The following is an 18,049-nucleotide window of genomic DNA, read 5'->3' as shown; positions in this document are numbered from 1 at the left end:
TACTCGAAAATTATAGGCAAGAATCGACTAGATTCTATTCAGTTTGTGATGTAAAAAGTCTTGGATTTTAGTGATTTCAAATTTTTCAGCCCAATCCATAATTTTCTGGCAAAAACCTTTGTATTGTGAATGAGCTGCCTGAATATTGGATATTTCATCAATAATTTCAAAAACACTCCCTTTATTTGCCATAGTCAATAGTTTTTCCAATGCTACCGGAGGTGGACAGACTACCTTCGGTTCCTTGGAAGGCGAAATAGGACTCTTTGTTGATAATTCATTCTTAGGGACGTTATCTGTCGTCACCCATTTTAGGTTTAAGTGATGCTGCAATTTTTGGATTAACTCACTCATCTGTAAGGGCTTGGCAATAAAGTCGTTGCAACCTGCAGCTAAACTACGGGATTGATCCGGTCCATAAGCACTGGCTGAAGACATGATCACGGGAATATCTGCTGTAGACGGCTGTTGTCGGAGGGCTTCGGTCAAAGCACAGCCATCCATATGGGGCATCATTAGATCAGAAATTACCAAATCTGGTGGGTTATCCAAGGCAACTTTAATTCCCGCTTGACCGTCAATGGCCGTCAAAGTCTTAAAACCTAAGTCATTGAGTAACTCAATCATTCCAGCACAAGTATCCAAATGATCGTCGATGATCAAGATGGTGCGGGGCTGTCCACAGTAGCCCGTGATGTTTTCATAGGTTTCAAATGCCGAAGTTAGGGTGTCGGGTTGCACTACTGGCAGAGCGAGGGTAAAAGAAAAGACACTGCCTTCGTTGGGTTGGCTGATAACCGATAATTTGCCGCCCATCATGGCGGTCAAGTTATGGCTAATCGCTAAACCTAATCCTGTGCCTTGATGGTATCGATCCGGATGGCCCGCTTGTTCAAAGGGGAGGAATATTTTGGAGAGTTCCTGAGCTACAATGCCAATCCCGGTGTCACTGACTTGGAAAACAATTGATTGAATGGTTTCTCCATGGGGAAGATCGTCTTTTTGACTGATAGGTGGAAGGGGATCGGGGGCTATTGCCACTTTGAAGGTTACATTTCCGCTATCGGTGAATTTCACCGCATTCCCGAGAATATTGAGCAAAATTTGCCGTAATCGTTGTTCATCTGCATAAATGCCTTGGGGTAGATTGGATGCAAACTGGGTGATCAGCTCAAGTCCTTTCTGCTGTGCCTTAATTGTGCAGAGTTCAGAGATACCAGTCAGAAACTCATGAAAATGGAAAGAATCAGGATGCAACTCCATGCGTTGCGCTTCAATTTTAGAGAGGTCTAATAAATCTTCAATTAGGGTTAGCAAATGCTGCCCACATTGGTGCATCACTTGGATCCCCTTGTGGTCCTTTGGGCTAAGGGATGCAGATCTCTGTAGAATTTGGGCATACCCCAAAATGCCATTCAAAGGAGTGCGCAGTTCATGGCTCATATTGGCGAGGAATTCACTTTTGGCTTGGTTCGCAAATTCGGCTTCTCGTTTAGCCACTAATAATTCATGATTTTGCTCAGATAGCTTGTGACTTTGCTGTTTTTCTTGCTCCAATAATTTGGCATGGGCCAAGGCAATACCCACTTGGTTGGCCAAGGCTTCGATGAGTTCAACTTCATCGGCGGTCCATCGGCGCAGCATGTCATTCTGCTCGGCAATAGGGAGTTGCAAAAAGCCTTGACGATTCAAGTTTTTTTGACAATGCTGCAGCACAATCGCGCCGTTGGGTTGCCCTTGATAGGAGGTGCGAACGGCAAGGATAGATTTGAGCTGAATAGAGCGATTTTCTAGGGAAGGGTAAATGAGGGGATCGGTATAAACATTAGGCGTCAGTAGCGCTTTTTCCTGGGAGAGCATCTGTTGGATATGGGCAAGCTGATAGGCCTGTATGGTGGTGCCCCACATGGAATCACAGCCTGGCTGTAGGTATTCAGCGACAATTGGAAATTCCTCTACAGGACCCAATGTATAGCTATGGATATGGCAGCGACTGACATTGAATACTTCGCCGATCATTTGTACGGCGGTGGTGAAGATTTTTTGGGTGTCGAGACTCTGACGAATGTCGGCAGTGAGCTTTCTTAACAGGGTTTCTCTCTGAATTTGCCGTTCTAAGGCAAGGGCAGCTTGTTTTCGTTCCGTGATATCGCGAGAGACCGCACTAAAGCGATCTTCTCCTTGAAATTGAAAGTAAGTGGAGGTAATTTCTACTGGGATAATCTGACCCGATTTGGTTCTGTGAACTCCCTCTAAAGTAATGGATTGATTGTCCTTAATTTCTTTCAATAGCAACTTAAGTTTCTGGGGGGTGATCCAAGGGGCAATATCCCCAAACCGCTTCGTTAAAATTTCGGTTGGAGAATACTCTAATTGATGGCAGGCTCGGTCATTGGCATAGAGAAATTTTCCGGTGGAGTCTAGAAGGTAAATACTATCTTTGGCTTTGTCGAGACTATATTTGGCGAGTTCTAGCTCCTGTTCTGCCTGTTGGCGCTCTTTAATTTCCTGCTGTAGCTGTTGGTAATGAAGAATCAACTGTTGCCGTTGATGTTTTTCCCGATCGAGTAAATTCGCTTGAGCCAGGGCGATGCCCACCTGACCGGCGACGGTTTCTAGTAGACTGATTTCTTCGGCGGTCCAATCTCGTGTGCGATCGCATTGGCTGAGGACAATGACACCATTGGCTTCATCTAAGTAGGACGTTCGAATCGACAAGATGGAAAGTAACCCAGCTTCGGTAAGGAGCGGCCGCAATTCATGCAGGGTCGTATCCGTGGCCACATGGGTAGAAGGAAGTGCTTGATCAACAGACAATAGTTGTTGAATGTAGGGGGTATTCAGGACGGGAATATCTTGTCCTAAAAGGGATGGCATGTCTGCTGCTAAATACTCGGCGACGACCTTGAGTCGAGGGGTGGGATTGCGAGTATAGGTATGAATATGACAACGACTGACTTTGAATATTTTGCCAATGTGACGGACAGCGGTGTCGAGGATCTTTTGGGCATCTAAGCTTTGACGTATGTCGCGGGTAATTTGGCCCAGGAGATTGGCATGGTAGAGCTGTCGTTCGAGGGCTTGTTGTGCTTGCTGGCGTTCGATTTCTGCCGCTGCTCGGGCTGCAAAAATCTGCAAGATCATCTCAAACTGGGATATGTCTTTGAGTGGAGCGGTATCTATCACAGCGATGTGACCCAAGATTTGACCGGAAGGGTTCAAAATTGGAATGCCAAAATAGCTTTCTGCTTCCAGGGTCACAAGATCAGCGTCATTGGGAAAATGCTGCTGCACCGAATCTTTGTAGATGCAAGCTTCTCCGGCAATCACATCTTTGCAGGGAGTATCTTCTAGGGGGTATTCAAAATTCTCGCCAAAGGTATCCCCTTGCCAGAAGGCCAGGGTGTGGACTCGATCTTTCGCGATACCGACAAGCTCAGTAATCATGGCATAGCGGACATTTAAGGTATCGGCTAAGGCTCGGGTGCAAGTGCGAAAGAAGGCTTCCCCTACCTTTGTGGCCGTCCCTTCTAAAACCAGTTGTAAGGCTTCTTTGGATTGTTCACGTTCTGTGATGTCTTCGTAAAGTCCCAGAATGCCAACGACTTCTTGCTCGCTATTGAGTAAGGGGAGTTTGCTGGTCTCTACCCAAATTTGCCGACCATCGGCTTGGATTTGGGTCTCGACGATTCGATCCTCTGGCTCAACCGTCTCCATGATCTTGCGATCGCATTGTCGGTACCAATCGGCTTCTTCCTTTAACCAAGGCAAGTCATAATCTGTCAATCCCACAATCTGGTGGGGAGCCGATAGTCCTGCATCTTTGGCAAAGGCAAGGTTGCACCCAAGATAGGTGGACTGGCGATCTTTCCAAAAGATAGATTGGGGAATCGTATCCAAAATCAATTGCAACAAACGCTGAGACTCATGCAAATCCGTTTGGGTTTGTTGGAGCTGCTCAAAGGTTCGCTGTTGTTCTTGGCGTAATAGCTGGTTAAGGGCGATTTCTGCTCGTTTACGATCGCTAATATTGTGCTCGTTGACGAGAATGGCTAGCTCTCCCGTGCGTGGATTTTGCGTGCCGCGCACATCAATACCATGCCACTCCATCCCCTGAAGGGTTTGAACCTGAACTTCAACACTGAAAACCTCTTCCGCTTTAACTGCGGACAGGGCTTGATGGGCAAGGTTGGGATCCTTAAAACGACGGTTGAACGTCTGTTCTGATCCAAGGCGGACCTCATCTCCATAGCATTGCAAGGCCGCAGGATTTTGAAGAATCGCATGCCCCTCCAGATCGTAAAGGGAGATCATGACGGTGGTATGTCGCAAGGCTTCTAAGGAACAGAGACTATCGACATCCACCTGCTCCAATGCGTCAGAGATCCCTTCGGATAGCATTGCCAGGCGGCCAGATTCGATTGTAATGCCTGAAAAAATACAGCGAACAGAAACCGCAGCACCCCCTTTGGGGTAAAAAGTCCACTGCTCCGTGACAGAGTCTCCCTGTCGAAATTTATTCAGATAGGACTGTAATCGAATCTCGGTTGCTTCTGAATAATCACTCCAATCTCGATTAAGCAGTTCTTCTAAACTTTCAGCATTCCACAACTCAAGGGCAGCCGTATTTGCCCACCACATCCGCATCTGCTCAATATCAAAGATCCAGACAGGCGTTGTCAGCCGATTAAACAAGGTCAGTTCGGCAGGGGTAACGCTTGAGGTGGTTGAAGAATTCACAGAACGAATAGCCATCACTCACTGCCTCTAGACTGCCCATTTCTACCCTCTTCATCACCTTTTATAGCGCCTTTTACTGGGGTGACTTGATCATCACTCCACTGATTTGGGCAGAATCAGTCTAAAATTGTTAAATAAAATTAAAGTTTTTCCGAGTCTGGCCGAAAGTATTCTTTCAGATTTGCAAAACCGAAGTTGATCCAACATCTGTATCTTTGGAACCTAGTATGACGCTCCTTCCGATTCGTAACGTCGCCATTATTGCCCACGTTGATCACGGCAAAACGACCCTCGTTGATGCCCTACTGAAGCAAGCCGGCACCTTCCGTGAAGGAGAGGATGTTCCCGATTGCGTCATGGACTCTAACGATTTAGAGCGGGAACGGGGTATTACCATTTTGTCCAAGAATACGGCGGTTACCTACAAAGAGACCCTGATTAATATTGTTGATACCCCAGGACACGCTGACTTTGGCGGGGAAGTGGAACGGGTGTTAGGCATGGTGGATGGCTGTCTGCTGATTGTGGATGCCAACGAAGGCCCTATGCCCCAAACGCGGTTTGTATTGAAAAAAGCCTTGGAAAAGGGTTTACGGCCGATTGTTCTCGTGAATAAAATTGACCGTCCCCAAGCGGATCCTCATGGTGCAGTAGACAAGGTCCTTGATCTATTTATAGAACTGGGAGCGGATGATGATCAGTGCGATTTCCCTTATCTATTTGCCTCTGGCTTGGATGGCTATGCCAAGGAAGATTTAGACGCCCCTGGCGAGGATATGAAACCACTGTTTGAGTCATTCCTCCACCATGTTCCACCCCCAGTTGGTGATCCTGAGAAGCCCTTACAGCTACAGGTCACCACCCTGGACTATTCCGATTATCTAGGCCGGATTGTGATTGGCAAAATTCACAATGGCACGATCAATATGGGACAGCAGGCTGCCTTAATCAATGAACATGGCGAGATGGTCAAAGCCAAAGTCAGCAAGTTGATGGGGTTTGAAGGTCTACAGAGAGTTGAGTTAGCGACTGCTTCTGCCGGTAACCTGGTTGCGATCGCAGGGTTTGCCAATGCCAATATCGGCGAAACCATTACCTGTCCCAACGAACCCCAAGCCCTTCCCCTAATTAAGGTGGATGAACCTACCCTGCAAATGACTTTCTGCGTCAACGACTCGCCATTTGCGGGTCAGGAAGGAGACTTTGTCACCTCAAGACAAATTCGCGATCGCTTGATGCGTGAGCTGGAAACCAACGTCGCGCTGCGGGTCGAAGAAACGGATTCCCCCGATCGATTTGCTGTTTCCGGCCGAGGTGAATTGCACTTGGGCATTTTGATTGAAACCATGCGCCGAGAAGGGTATGAGTTTCAAGTATCCCAACCTCAGGTGATTTATCGGGAAGTGAATGGTCAGCCCTGTGAACCCTATGAGTATTTGGTGCTAGATGTTCCTGAAGAGGCTGTGGGGGGCTGTATTGAGCGCTTGGGACAACGCCGGGGCGAAATGCAGGATATGCAGGTGAGCAATGGCCGCACCCAACTCGAATTTGTGATTCCAGCCCGAGGCTTGATTGGTTTTAGAGGCGAGTTTATGCGCCTAACCCGAGGCGATGGCATTATGAACCACAGCTTCTTGGAGTACCGAGAGATGGCTGGGGATATTTCGTCTCGACGGAATGGGGTAATTATTGCCTTTGAGGAAGGAACGGCTACGTTCTATGCCCTTAAGAATGCGGAAGATCGAGGCTCTTTCTTTATTGAGCCGGGGGTCAAAGTCTACAAAGGCATGATTGTGGGTGAGCATAACCGTCCTCAGAATCTGGATCTCAACGTTTGCAAAACCAAGCACCTCACCAATCACCGTAGTTCAACGGGCGATGAGCTAGTACAGCTGCAAGCACCGGTTGATATGAGCCTAGAGCGGGCGCTGGAATATATCGGTCCAGATGAACTAGTGGAGGTCACTCCTGAATCGGTACGTCTACGAAAACTAGAAAAGAAAAAGCTCGCCAAGCGTTAGGGTTATGGGTTGGAAGACTCAATTTTGGTAAGGTTGTGTGCAACCTCGTTAATCAATGGCCAGGATTGAGGCATTCTCCCTTTTCATGAAACCTTGTCGTGAGTGCCAAGCTCAAATCTCTGAACAGGCATTGACTTGTCCCCAATGTGGGGCACCCTATCCAGCCCGAACCTCTTGGGATGGATGGGGTTTTGAGTATAAATCATCTCTGATGATTGCTGGTTTGCCGCTTGTGCATATTGCATTCAAGTACCGCCCGAATCGAAGACCAGTGTTGGCGAAAGGGGTGATTGCGATTGGGCAGTTTGGCTATGGTGTAATCTGCATTTCGCAGGTGGGCGTGGGATTAATCAGCCTCAGCCAGTTTACTCTGGCAGGATTTGCACTGGCTCAGTTTGCAGTTGCCTATTCTTTGGTCGCTCAGTTCGGGATTTATTGGGCTGAAGGACGGGGCCAATGGGTGTTTAAATTTGCTGAATTACTGGGATTCTAAAAGCATTGGTGAACTGGCTATGAATAATATCTTTGCTGAGTTACCCGATAATCTTGAGCAAGAGGTCTTTGAAACTTTGATCAGCAATGATGGGGTCAAGGTCGAGCGAATTATCTCTAAAGGGCATAAGACTGAGGCAGGGCAATGGTATGACCAAGATTTAAATGAATGGGTGATGGTACTCAAGGGAGCAGCTAGACTTGTTTTTGAAGGTGGCGAGTCTGTCGAGCTGAATGAAGGTAGCTATATTAATATCCCTGCCCATCAAAAGCATCGAGTAGATTGGACGGACCCCACCCAGGAAACGATATGGTTGGCCATTCACTATTCAGAGTGAGAGTTAGGAATTACTCAGTTGTGGACCAGAATAGGAATAGCTCAAAATCCGAAAGTGTAGATGAAAGTCCAAATTTGAGAAGTACTCATTTGATTGTTACCGGAAGAGAATTAGATTTAACCTGAAGGGACTGTTCAGAGTTTTGTGTAAGCGGTCTAGGATCCAAACACATCAGGAGACCGTACGATGTCTAGAAAGAAAAAAGCTCCCAATCGAGTCGATGAACTGTTAGATGAACTCATCGGAGAGAACCCTCAACCGGAAGATATTCTGGGCGAATCAGGACTGCTTAAACGACTCAGCAAACGCCTAGTGGAACGAGCCCTTGCAGGTGAATTGACTCATCACCTGCAGCAATCCTCCAACGATCAGTCAGGTGATGAGAATTCTAATGGCCCCAGAAATAGTCGCAATGGTTACTCGAAAAAGACCGTCCAGTCTGAACAAGGAGAGATGGACCTATCGATTCCTCGTGACCGTTGCGGCGAGTTTGAGCCTGTCCTGGTGCCTAAAGGCCAGCGACGCATCGCAGGGCTCGATGAGAAAATCATCGCCTTATATGCTCGGGGCATGACCACCCGTGATATTCGAGCCCAATTGGTGGAGCTGTATGGGGCCAATATCTCTGAAGCTCTGATTAGTGACGTCACCAATAGCGTCATGGAAGAGGTCAAAGACTGGCGTTCAAGGCCGCTGGATGAGGTGTATCCGATTGTCTATCTTGATGCGCTGTATGTGAACATCAAAGTCAATGGTCAAGTCAGCAAGCGAGCTGTCTATGTCGCTTTGGCAGTGACTGTGGAGGGCAACAAGGAACTGTTGGGATTATGGATAGGAGCCGCTGAACGAGAGGGAGCAAAATTCTGGCTTTCGGTGCTCACAGACCTTAAAAATCGAGGAACTCAGGATATCTTGATTGCTTGCTGTGATGGACTCAAAGGTTTTCCTCAAGCGATTGAGTCGGTCTACCCTCAGACCCAGGTGCAGGTTTGTATTGTCCATCTTATTCGTAATAGCCTTCGCCATGTGCCGTGGAAGGAAAGTCGAGCCGTAGCTGCAGACCTCAAGCCCATTTACCAAGCGGCCACTTTGGAAGAGTCTGAGGCTGCGTTGGATGCATTTGCCCATAAATGGGACGAGACGTATCCTGGCATTAGCCAAATCTGGATACGACATTGGGATAATGTTGCCCCGTTGTTTCAATACCCAATGGCCATCCGTAAGGTTATCTACACCACCAATGCCATTGAGTCGCTCAACCGCTCACTGAGAAAGGTGATTAAGACCAAAGCGGTTTTCCCTAATGAAGAGTCTGTCTACAAATTGATGTTTCTAGCGATGAGGAATATTTCGAAGCGATGGACCAGACCAATTCTGAATTGGAAGGCGGCGCTGTCCCATTTTGCTATTCTGTTCCCAACACGATTCAACTATTGAATACACTGCTGCTTACACAAAAATCTAAACACTCTCACCTGAATTTCTCACAAGCAGTTATCAATGGCCCTAATTGACTACAAAGAAGTAGTTCGTGCAATCGAACAGTGCGCAGAGATTGCACATCGCCAAATCTATGAATTGCATCAGCGCGACCCCAGTCATGAGACATTTATGCAAGTGGGCCTACTGGATGGACGCGATACGATCGTGGATCATCTGTCTCATAACGAATTCGGTATTGCTCTCGAACACTTGCTCTATATGATCCACGAATCTGACATCACTTTTGACATTGCACGGGTCGTACTTTTACACGACATCGCTCGAAGCCTCGGAATACGAAATCATTACACCCGAGACAATCTCACAAAACTGGGAACGCTATCCCAAGCTTTTAACATTCCTGAATAATGGTGCCAAATACATTTTGAATCGATGCGAATTACATCATCGAAATGGCAGATAACAATCTGTTTTTATGGTGGTTTGTTAAACGGTAATATTAGAGGCCAGCAATATCTAAGCTCAAAGAAATACGGGATGTTGATTTGCTAATCTGCCGTCAGTTTTATTTTGAGCAGACTGTCAGTCAATTTTGCGTGTGATTAAGGGAGTGGTAGAGCCAGTTGGACCTTTCGCGGTGGTTTGGCTGTTTGTGGAAGCGGTTCAGGGTTGGGGGGTTGAGCACTGCAATATTGACGATACCCGCAGCGATCGCACTGCTCGCCTTCATGAGGATTGAAGTGAACCCCTATATTCGGACAGGGCAATAGATGAATTAAGCGCTATCCTCCTTATTCATACAATAGTGATTGTTCTGTTGTCTCCACTGCTGCTCATATTCACAGGGTGTCAAATACCCCAGTGATGAATGAATCCGCTTATGCATATACACATCTTCTAGAAACTGCTCAATGTGCTCATACGCTTCAGTAAAATTTCGATAGTCTGATAAATCGACCTCTTCTTCTTTTATCGTTCTCATCAATCGCTCAGCATAGCCATTTTGCCAAGCCTGTCCCACCTCGGCCATACTGATTTGCACTTGGTGTTGTTGGAGCAATTGCATATAGGCTGCAGCGGCATACTGAACCCCTTGGTCAGAATGGTGAATCTCAGGCGTTGCCCGCTCCAACGCCTTGTTCAACGCCCTCAACGTTAGTTGCTGGTCGATATGGCGGGACAGATGCCAGCCACGAATGGCGCGAGTAAAGACATCCATCACGACGGCCAAATAGACAAACTCCTGCTGTAAGCGAATGTACGTGATGTCCGCCACCCACACCTGCTCAGGATGGTCGATGGAGAGATTCAACACTCGATTGCCATAGCGAGGGAACGAATGTTCGCTATTGGTGGTGCGTTTGCGTTTGACTTTGGTCTTGGCCATAATCCCTATCTGTCGCATTAGTCGAGCCACGCGTTTATGGTTAACGCAATACCCCTGACGCTGCAGTTGGGCGGTGATTCGACGATAGCCATAAGTCGGATAGGCTCCAGCAACTCCAGCAATGGCCGCTTTTAGTTCGCTCTCATCCGGTTGGCCTCTGGCATGGTAATACACTTGAGAGCGTGGGTAATTGAGTACCTGACAAATTTGGCGAATGGAATAGTCCTGCTGCAACTGTCTCACCATCTGCCGTTTTTGGTTAGGTGTAAGGACATTGAGGCTTTTTTTGCGATCTCTAATTGCAGCGTCAATTGGCCGACTAGACGCTCTAACTGAGCAATTTTCGCTTCAGCGTTGTCGTCGTTGTTCTGACTCTCAAAAATGCTACTGGCGTGCGCTAGAAATTCCTTGCGCCAGCGGTTGAGGAGGCTAGAGTGCAGGGTATGGATGCGACACAATGCACTGCTCGTTTTTTCACCGCTTAACAATTGTAAGACCACTTGAGCTTTGAACTCAGCACTATATTGACGACGTTTTGATGACATTAATTTCCCTCATTCGGTACAAGATTACGATGCTTAAGGACTTGTCCGAATCTTGGGGGTCACTTCAGATGCCAGTCTTGATCAGACCTCAGTTTTAGTGCTAAGTCGCCAATCAAACCTTTGATTTGGTCTAAATGATCGGGAGTAACCTCATAAGAAATGCATTGATTGCTGCGTAATATAGATCAAGCTCAAGCGTTTAAGGGCATGGTGATAAGTCTGTTCCAGCGCTAAATAGTAAAGCCCCAACTGCACATCAATGGCTTCTGGGGGCTTAACAGTTTTACTGGTTTTGTAGTCAATCAGTTCTAGGCCATCGTCTAGCCAGTCTAAACGGTCATAGCGACCGGACAGGGCGAACTCTATATTACTGACCGGCTTTGTTGCATGAATCGCGTAAAGGCTAGATGAATTGCCTCTCCTCGTTATTCTTAAGCTTCAACCCAAACAGTCTCGGGTTTGGCGATCTGAATCATTCGATTGAGTGCCGCACACTGCAGGAGTAACTCTGTGGCTTGATTATCAAAGTTACGGGAACGTACCTGACCCCCAAAGATAGTTTTGAAGCGAAACATCGTCGTTTCAGCTAGAGACCGCCGATGATAGTGGGCTTGTTTTTTCCACCTCTTTCGTCCCTGTTTTCGGATGGCTCTGAGATTTTGATCTCGTGGATGGGGTGGAGCATTGCAGTTTCCATGTTGCCAAATTTTGGCATTCTTCCTTGGGGGAATTGCAGCTGTGGCATTGCGCTCCATGAGGGCATCATAGCAATGACTTTGGTCATAGGCTCCGTCAGCAGAGACCTGTTCAATCTCATCGTCGATGCCTTCAAGGAGATCTTCAAACACTTCACCATCCTGAACGTCATTGGTTGTCACGACACCCGTGAGAATTTCTCCAGTGGACTCATCAACACTCAAGTGAAGTTTACGCCACGTCCGACGTTTGCTCACACCATGTTGCCTGGTTTTCCACTCTCCTTCACCATAGACTTTGATCCCTGTGCTATCGATAACGACGTGAATGGCACCTTGCTTAGGTATAACGGGCAATGAAATCGATAGCTGACCTTTCCGCCGAGAGACGGTGCTGTGGTCACAAACGGGAAGCTCAATTCCCATCAACTCAAACAATGAATTTAGAAATCCTTCGGTTTGACGCCCTGCTAAACCATAGATACATTTGACGGTCTCGAAGGTGGAGATTGCTGTATCGCTATAGGTCAGAGAGGCTCCCCGCTTTTGTCTCGGTGTGGTTTCTAGCCAATGAACGATAGCTGATTGTTCGAGCCAGAAGGTCACACTTCCCCGCTGTTTGAGACCAGCGTTATACTCGGACCAGTTGCGGATTTGGTAACTCATGGGCTAGCGGTTTTTGGTGGTACATAAACTCTAGCCCGCGCCTAATCCGCAGCACCTATTCATGCAACAACGCCTTACTGACCTGAAAAGAGGCTTGAATCTTGCCCTCAATGCCCAAAGGTTTTCGCAACATCGATTGAGGAGCCACATATTGGCGATAGTAAGTCTCCAGGGCTTGCCAGCCTTCATGAATTTGGGACTCACTGAGTTCGCCGATATGCTGTTGCCAACAGTCGGCAAACCATTGCAGGGGCGGAATGGGGTCGGCATAGGACCAGTCTTGGTAAATTTGGGCCAAAGCCCGATGGATTGCTTTACCAAAGGTGGGTGAACCGAAAGCCGTGGGGACCGTTAACCGCCGCTCATGCTTGAAATAATAGGCTTGAGGACATTGACGATAGGTCTGAAGCTTAGTCGCTGACAGTGGGTAGGCCATGACCCCAATACCCGCTAAATAGTTTATATGTACTTATATTTTAGCGGTATACGGGAATCATGGCTAAAAGGGGTGAGCCTGCTTTGAGGTTAGGCTTTGCAGCCCACGAAGTAAGGAGAAAGGGAAGTAGGTAGTCCAGTGTCCTTATCCTTGGAGAAGCTGAACTGAGATTTAATCAGTAGGCTAATAGCTTGATTTTCAGTGAGCTGGGTTTGCATATTGCTCATGGAGCAGCTGCACATTTGCTTAGCTTGGGCAGGAGAATAACCTTTACCAGTTACTTTCTCGACGCAGCCAGAGTTATAGCGTTGAACCAAAATGGGGTCGTAAGTGTGCTTTTGACCAGCCAGGGAAATTTGAGGGAAAGCGGCAACCACTAATCCAGCGACGCTTGTAGTGGCGAGCAAACCAGCAATCATTTTGATTTGGCGAGTCATAGGAGTCTCCTTCAATGCAGGGGGAATAAAAAGTTAGTGTTTGCTTAGGTTTTGTGTCGTGGCCTCAACCAGATTGTTCCTGGGCTGTGGCTCACTGAAATTAAGGATATAATTTACGCTAGTTGAAAAATATGATGTGTGTCACAAGAGATCGTGTTGTTTATCACTCTTGTTGTGGTCACTCCATCGTCTATTGCTAGCTAGTTTTAGCCCACCGTCATACCCAAAGTGGGGCTGTTCTCTAAATCATGCCCTTCTATTTTATTTCTGCGTATGATTTGTAATGATTGGTAATCTTTAAGGCTTAAAACAACCTTCAATCCAGCTTCCGAATCTGAATTCTCTTTTTACACTGAAGGCAAATAGACAATCTAGGAGACCCCTTGATTATGGCTATCTTCAGAAATGCGATCAGTGGACTGATTGGGCTGTTGTTACTGGTGGTGATAGGCGGCTTGATTCTTCCCAGTGATGTACATGTTGAACGAAATATTTTGATCAATGCTTCTCCAGCCGAAATTTTCCCGGTTGTCAGTGATTTATCTAAGTGGTCCGCTTGGTCTCCCTGGGCAAAAATGGACCCCAATATGGCTTTAACGATTGAGGGTGACGGCGTTGGGCAAACCATGCACTGGCAAAGTGAGGATCCGATGGTGGGAACCGGGACCCAAGAAATCACCGCCATGGGGGAATCTAGCTATATCCAGACCCATTTGGATTTTGGGCAACAGGGAACGGCTGATGCAGCATTACAACTGGCGCCTCAGGACAATGGTACGCTGGTTGCCTGGTCATTAGATACAGATGTAAGTGCGGGGGTGCCTCCTGTAATGAAGCCTGTTAGTTCCTACCTTCGGTTTGTCCTGGAGAGTGCTGTGGGGCAAGATTATGAAGCGGGGTTATCTAACCTCAAAGCATTAATAGAGCGATAGTCTATTGGTGGTTCTCAAGAGGCAGTGTTTATCCCGGGTAAAGGTGAAGAGAAATCAGACGTAATGGAAAAAAATACGGCCTATCGAGAGGCCGAAAGGCTGATTGAAGTTGCTCGCCTTGAAGGGGTAACGGAGCTAGATCTGAGTGATATTGGGTTGAGTGAGTTGCCAGAGTCGATTGGTTCCCTCTCCCAATTGAAATCTCTATATCTCTCTGAAAATGAACTGATGCGGTTGCCCAAGTCTTTGGGGCAACTCACTCAGCTTCAAACCTTGGACTTAGCCCGCAACCATCTGCCTATCCTGACGGAAGTTTTGGGCGATTTAACCCAATTGAGATCCCTCGATCTTATGGGAAATGCTTTGGTGGAACTACCGGAATTTATAGGTGCATTCTCACAGTTGCGATCGCTCAATTTAGTCTCGAACCAACTGGTTCATATACCCCCGTCTATCGGAAAGCTGAAGAACCTCCAAGAACTGCAGCTTTCCTACAATCCCATTGCCCGGTGGCCAAAGGAGTTGGGATGGTTGACGGGGTTGCGATCGCTAGAAATTGCCAGTACTGGACTGAATGAAATCCCGCCTGATTGGAAATCGCTTCAGGGATTGGAATCATTAAACCTCTCTTTTAACCATTTGCAGACTCTGCCAGAGTGGTTAGGGACATGGACAGAGTTACGTTCCTTAGACTTGTCTTTTAACCAGCTAAAGGAATTACCCGCAACCCTAGGCTCTTTTATCCAACTCACGAGTTTAGATATTCAATCTAATCAACTTCAATCCCTGCCTCCACAGATTTGTGATTTGGTGAATTTGACGTCGTTGTTGGCCTATAACAATCAGCTCACCCATCTTCCTGAAGCGTTGGGAGGTTTGGCTGCGTTAACCACTTTGGGAATGGCTGGAAATAGCATTTGTCAGCTTCCAGAATCCATCGGTGAATTGCAAAATCTTAAGCAACTAATTTTTAATCTAGATCCAGACCAACCTGTTCCTTTGCAGGTGTTTCCCGCAGGACTTCGGGGTTGTCGCCTGTTGGAACAACTGACGTTTGTCGCTTGTGAGTTAAGGTCACTCCCCCATTGGATCGGTGAACTAACTCAGTTGAAGAGTCTGAATGTGAGCCACAACAATTTGACTGATCTCCCCCCTTCTCTCGGGACATTGGATAATCTCAAAACCCTTAATCTATCCAACAACCCCCTTCGATCAGAGCTAGAAGTGCTTTGGGAACGGGGACCTAACGCCATCAAAAGCTATCTGCAAAATAGCGCGAAGGGGTAAGACATGTTGCCCTCAGACCTATTGATGCACCGCTATCAGGGAGAAGCGCTTGTCCCGAAACGGTTGGCAATAAATGCAGGGAATGTTGCGATCGCAACCGAAGCGATCGACTGCTTCAAATCGGCCTGCAATCAAACCCGAGGTGAATTAAATCAGCGGCTCCAAGATCTGGAAGGAGACGGAACGGATTACCGAGTGAAGCGAGGACTGGCCCATCTCTTATCCAGTGGCTTTTCCACCTTTGATGTCATTAGCCCTCTCGATCCACCCATGCTACGGCAACGGGTCTTTACCCTGTCGGCCCAGACCGTACCCAGTCCCCAAGCAACAACCCAAACCCTAGAACGACTAGCGGTTCACTTGAGCCAGGAGTTAGACCGAGACGTTAGCGCGATTCAGATCCGAGAAGGGCTGTATGCCGATCGACCCGACAATCAAATCTTGACAACCTTCGATGCCCCGACCCCGGAGGCGTTGCTCCATCGCTATAACTTGTCTCAGGTTCAAGGCGTTTTTTACAAAGCCACTCAAATCATTATCAATGCCCATCGCAATGACCCCGGAGAATATAAGCTCCTATTTCGCTACCTGAAATTGTTTAGCCTGATGGCCTACATTGAGGGCGATGCGGATCAAGGGTTTACCCTCAAGATCGATGGCCCCGCCAGTGTGTTTAGCGCCAGTACCCGTTATGGCTTAGCTTTGGCTAAGTTGTTGCCCGCGCTATTGCATGTCACAAAATGGAGCTTAACCGCAACCTTAACCAACAAAGACACCTATTCCAAAAAACAGCGAACCAGTCGATTTGCCCTAGATTCTGAATGTGGTTTGGTCAGTCACTATCCACCGGGTAAACCCTATGACAGTATGCTCGAAGCCAGCTTTGCTGAACGTTGGCAGAAAACCAAAACGGACTGGAAACTAGAACGAGAAATTGATCTGATTCCCATTCCAGGAAGTGTCATGATTCCAGACTTTCGCCTTGTTCACCCGGATGGTCGGACGTTCCTTTTAGAAATAGTGGGATATTGGCGACCTGAGTATTTGAAAAAGAAGTTTTCTCAGGTTCGACAGGCGGATCGATCAGACCTAATTTTAGCGATTTCAGAACGGCTCAATCTGGATAAAGCAGGCGTCAATTTTAATAATACGCCCGCTCGATTAATCTGGTTCAAAGATAAGCTTGTACCTAAAGCGGTACTGCAAGTTTTAGAGGATTAGGCTAAGCCAGTCTTATGCCATACCTTTTAACGCTTTGACCTGATCAACGAAGTCTTTGGGGTGATCTGGGGTAATGACAATCACCTTTTGATCGAACTTAAGAACGACGCATCGTCGCATGTCCGTTGCTAAGGCGCGGTAGGCCCCCAATCGTTTGTTTCGAAAGGAGCCGGAAAAACTAAACAATCCCCCATTGCCCATCGTTTTGATCGATCCTTCCATGGCATTAGAATCTGCTTCAATGGATTGTAAACCTTGTAAGGGTATTTCAGTATTCCAAACGAGGCGTTTCACAAATAAGGTATCAGGGGTCAGGGCATAGCCTCGGACCGTAAACAGGGCAGTGATGAACACGATACCGAGAGGGATGACGACCATACTAAGGATCCAAATCCAGTTGCTTTTGGGTCCTGTGAGTAGACCAATAACTGCGATGCCAATAAGCAATAGTGTTATGCCCCCAGAGATGGCTTTTAAGGAAACGCCCCAGGGTGCTGGGTAGTTTGTACTGGCAAGATCCATCTTTATCACCTCTACTTAGAAAAACTTGTCCACCTGAAAGGATTGAGTACCTAAAACTTAGATATTTAAACGAATTACATCGCAAAAATATTTATCTACCAGAAAATAATAAAAAGTTCGCTACTTAGGTACTCGCTGCTCCGATTATAGCTAAATTACGCATTCTCACTGACGACGTCTTTTTTTCTCAGGATTAAATTAGAAGAACGTGAACACATGAAGACTTTTTCTTAAGTAGATGAAACTTACCCGATCTCTCCTTTCTTTTGCTTCAATAACCTTCTTGTCTATCCTAGCTGCAGTTCCAGCATTAGCTGCACCTGCTTATTTGGTGGGTGCTCAACCAGGCAGTCGAGTTAATGTGCGTTCTGCTCCTAGCACCTCTTCCTATTCCCCTCATTATGGATTGGTGGGCGATCGTGTACAGGTTATTAATTCAACGACAGGTAATGACGGCTATTACTGGTACTACGTTGAATTCCCCTCGGGTGCCCGAGGTTGGATTCGGGGTGATTTTGTTCAGGTACAACAGCCCCGTAGATTTTAAATTCATTTCCAGTAATGATTCGATTTAGGTAATACTATATCGAATTATTACTGCTTTCTTGTTCAGGTCAAGAAGACCAAAGACAAAGGATATGATTGGATGATTTAATCCTTAGTTAAGACATATAAGTCTCGTTTGGTTAAAGGGATAAGAATCAAAATAGGAATGATGAATCATTCCTAGACATATCCAGTAATGTCTTTTCTAGATTTTTCCGAATGATTGATTAAACCTAATTTCCCCGCCACTCTACAGAAAGAGATTAGGTGACTCTTTCATACATATCTCTATGATCTATTGATTGCTGTTTACTCAGAAATCTAATTGATTTATGAGTAAA

Annotated in this window: 16 protein-coding genes and 1 pseudogene; 10 read left to right on the top strand and 7 right to left on the bottom strand. The window is 46.8% G+C overall.

Annotated elements, in window-relative coordinates; genetic code table 11:
- Positions 1 to 27 precede the first annotated feature (27 nt).
- Positions 28 to 4,755 (bottom strand): GAF domain-containing protein, encoded by a 4,728-nt coding sequence (locus AM1_RS00325; RefSeq protein WP_012160777.1) that lies wholly within the window; start codon positions 4,753 to 4,755, stop codon positions 28 to 30.
- A 212-nt stretch (positions 4,756 to 4,967) separates the two neighbouring features.
- On the opposite strand from AM1_RS00325, the gene typA reads away from it, so the two are divergent.
- The 6 genes from typA (at position 4,968) to AM1_RS43860 (ending at position 9,773) form a co-directional block, all read left to right on the top strand.
- Positions 4,968 to 6,761, top strand: coding sequence for a translational GTPase TypA (gene typA, locus AM1_RS00320; protein WP_012160776.1), 1,794 nt, complete (start codon positions 4,968 to 4,970; stop codon positions 6,759 to 6,761).
- 85 nt (positions 6,762 to 6,846) lie between these two features.
- Positions 6,847 to 7,254, top strand: coding sequence for a zinc ribbon domain-containing protein (locus tag AM1_RS00315; RefSeq protein WP_012160775.1), 408 nt, complete (start codon positions 6,847 to 6,849; stop codon positions 7,252 to 7,254).
- A 19-nt stretch (positions 7,255 to 7,273) separates the two neighbouring features.
- Complete coding sequence (locus AM1_RS00310; RefSeq protein WP_012160774.1) at positions 7,274 to 7,591, top strand: cupin domain-containing protein; 318 nt, start codon at positions 7,274 to 7,276, stop codon at positions 7,589 to 7,591.
- A gap of 186 nt (positions 7,592 to 7,777) precedes the next feature.
- Positions 7,778 to 9,028 (top strand): IS256-like element ISAcma7 family transposase, encoded by a 1,251-nt coding sequence (locus tag AM1_RS00305; RefSeq protein WP_012160773.1) that lies wholly within the window; start codon positions 7,778 to 7,780, stop codon positions 9,026 to 9,028.
- 63 nt (positions 9,029 to 9,091) lie between these two features.
- Positions 9,092 to 9,442: a hypothetical protein gene (locus AM1_RS37400; protein WP_049783664.1), complete on the top strand. Its 351-nt coding sequence runs from the start codon at positions 9,092 to 9,094 to the stop codon at positions 9,440 to 9,442.
- A 202-nt stretch (positions 9,443 to 9,644) separates the two neighbouring features.
- Positions 9,645 to 9,773: a hypothetical protein gene (locus AM1_RS43860; RefSeq protein ID WP_261890555.1), complete on the top strand. Its 129-nt coding sequence runs from the start codon at positions 9,645 to 9,647 to the stop codon at positions 9,771 to 9,773.
- A 36-nt stretch (positions 9,774 to 9,809) separates the two neighbouring features.
- On the opposite strand, the gene AM1_RS00295 is transcribed toward AM1_RS43860, so the two are convergent.
- The 5 genes and pseudogenes from AM1_RS00295 to AM1_RS00275 form a co-directional block, all read right to left on the bottom strand.
- Positions 9,810 to 10,966 (bottom strand): IS3-like element ISAcma13 family transposase gene (locus AM1_RS00295; protein ID WP_148215638.1). Its coding sequence is split into 2 segments (ribosomal slippage): positions 9,810 to 10,711 and positions 10,711 to 10,966, totalling 1,158 coding nucleotides; the frame shifts between segments, so codons are not numbered across the junction.
- Between the two features lie 71 nt (positions 10,967 to 11,037).
- Positions 11,038 to 11,359, bottom strand: a pseudogene (locus AM1_RS38315) (PD-(D/E)XK nuclease family protein); the annotation flags it as partial.
- Between the two features lie 38 nt (positions 11,360 to 11,397).
- Entirely contained in the window at positions 11,398 to 12,327 is a 930-nt protein-coding gene (locus AM1_RS00285; RefSeq protein WP_012160769.1) for an IS5-like element ISAcma6 family transposase, read from the bottom strand.
- A gap of 55 nt (positions 12,328 to 12,382) precedes the next feature.
- Positions 12,383 to 12,763: a PD-(D/E)XK nuclease family protein gene (locus AM1_RS00280; RefSeq protein ID WP_012160768.1), complete on the bottom strand. Its 381-nt coding sequence runs from the start codon at positions 12,761 to 12,763 to the stop codon at positions 12,383 to 12,385.
- Positions 12,764 to 12,852: 89 nt separating this feature from the next.
- Positions 12,853 to 13,200 (bottom strand): hypothetical protein, encoded by a 348-nt coding sequence (locus AM1_RS00275; protein WP_012160767.1) that lies wholly within the window; start codon positions 13,198 to 13,200, stop codon positions 12,853 to 12,855.
- A 389-nt stretch (positions 13,201 to 13,589) separates the two neighbouring features.
- Between AM1_RS00275 and AM1_RS00270 the strand changes: the two genes are divergently transcribed.
- The 3 genes from AM1_RS00270 to AM1_RS00260 all read left to right on the top strand — a co-directional run bounded on the left by AM1_RS00270 (position 13,590) and on the right by AM1_RS00260 (position 16,640).
- Positions 13,590 to 14,132, top strand: coding sequence for an SRPBCC family protein (locus tag AM1_RS00270; protein ID WP_012160765.1), 543 nt, complete (start codon positions 13,590 to 13,592; stop codon positions 14,130 to 14,132).
- Between the two features lie 63 nt (positions 14,133 to 14,195).
- Complete coding sequence (locus AM1_RS00265) at positions 14,196 to 15,419, top strand: leucine-rich repeat domain-containing protein (protein WP_012160764.1); 1,224 nt, start codon at positions 14,196 to 14,198, stop codon at positions 15,417 to 15,419.
- A gap of 3 nt (positions 15,420 to 15,422) precedes the next feature.
- Positions 15,423 to 16,640 (top strand): DUF790 family protein, encoded by a 1,218-nt coding sequence (locus AM1_RS00260; protein ID WP_012160763.1) that lies wholly within the window; start codon positions 15,423 to 15,425, stop codon positions 16,638 to 16,640.
- Positions 16,641 to 16,652: 12 nt separating this feature from the next.
- Here AM1_RS00260 and AM1_RS00255 read toward each other — a convergent pair whose 3' ends face one another.
- A complete protein-coding gene (locus tag AM1_RS00255; RefSeq protein WP_012160762.1) occupies positions 16,653 to 17,162 on the bottom strand; it encodes a PH domain-containing protein in 510 nt (169 codons plus the stop codon).
- Positions 17,163 to 17,400: 238 nt separating this feature from the next.
- On the opposite strand from AM1_RS00255, the gene AM1_RS00250 reads away from it, so the two are divergent.
- Positions 17,401 to 17,709, top strand: coding sequence for an SH3 domain-containing protein (locus AM1_RS00250; RefSeq protein ID WP_041658422.1), 309 nt, complete (start codon positions 17,401 to 17,403; stop codon positions 17,707 to 17,709).
- Positions 17,710 to 18,049 lie beyond the last annotated feature (340 nt).

The organism is Acaryochloris marina MBIC11017, from assembly GCF_000018105.1.
GTDB lineage: Bacteria > Cyanobacteriota > Cyanobacteriia > Thermosynechococcales > Thermosynechococcaceae > Acaryochloris > Acaryochloris marina.
This window is presented reverse-complemented; position numbering and strand designations above follow the sequence as displayed.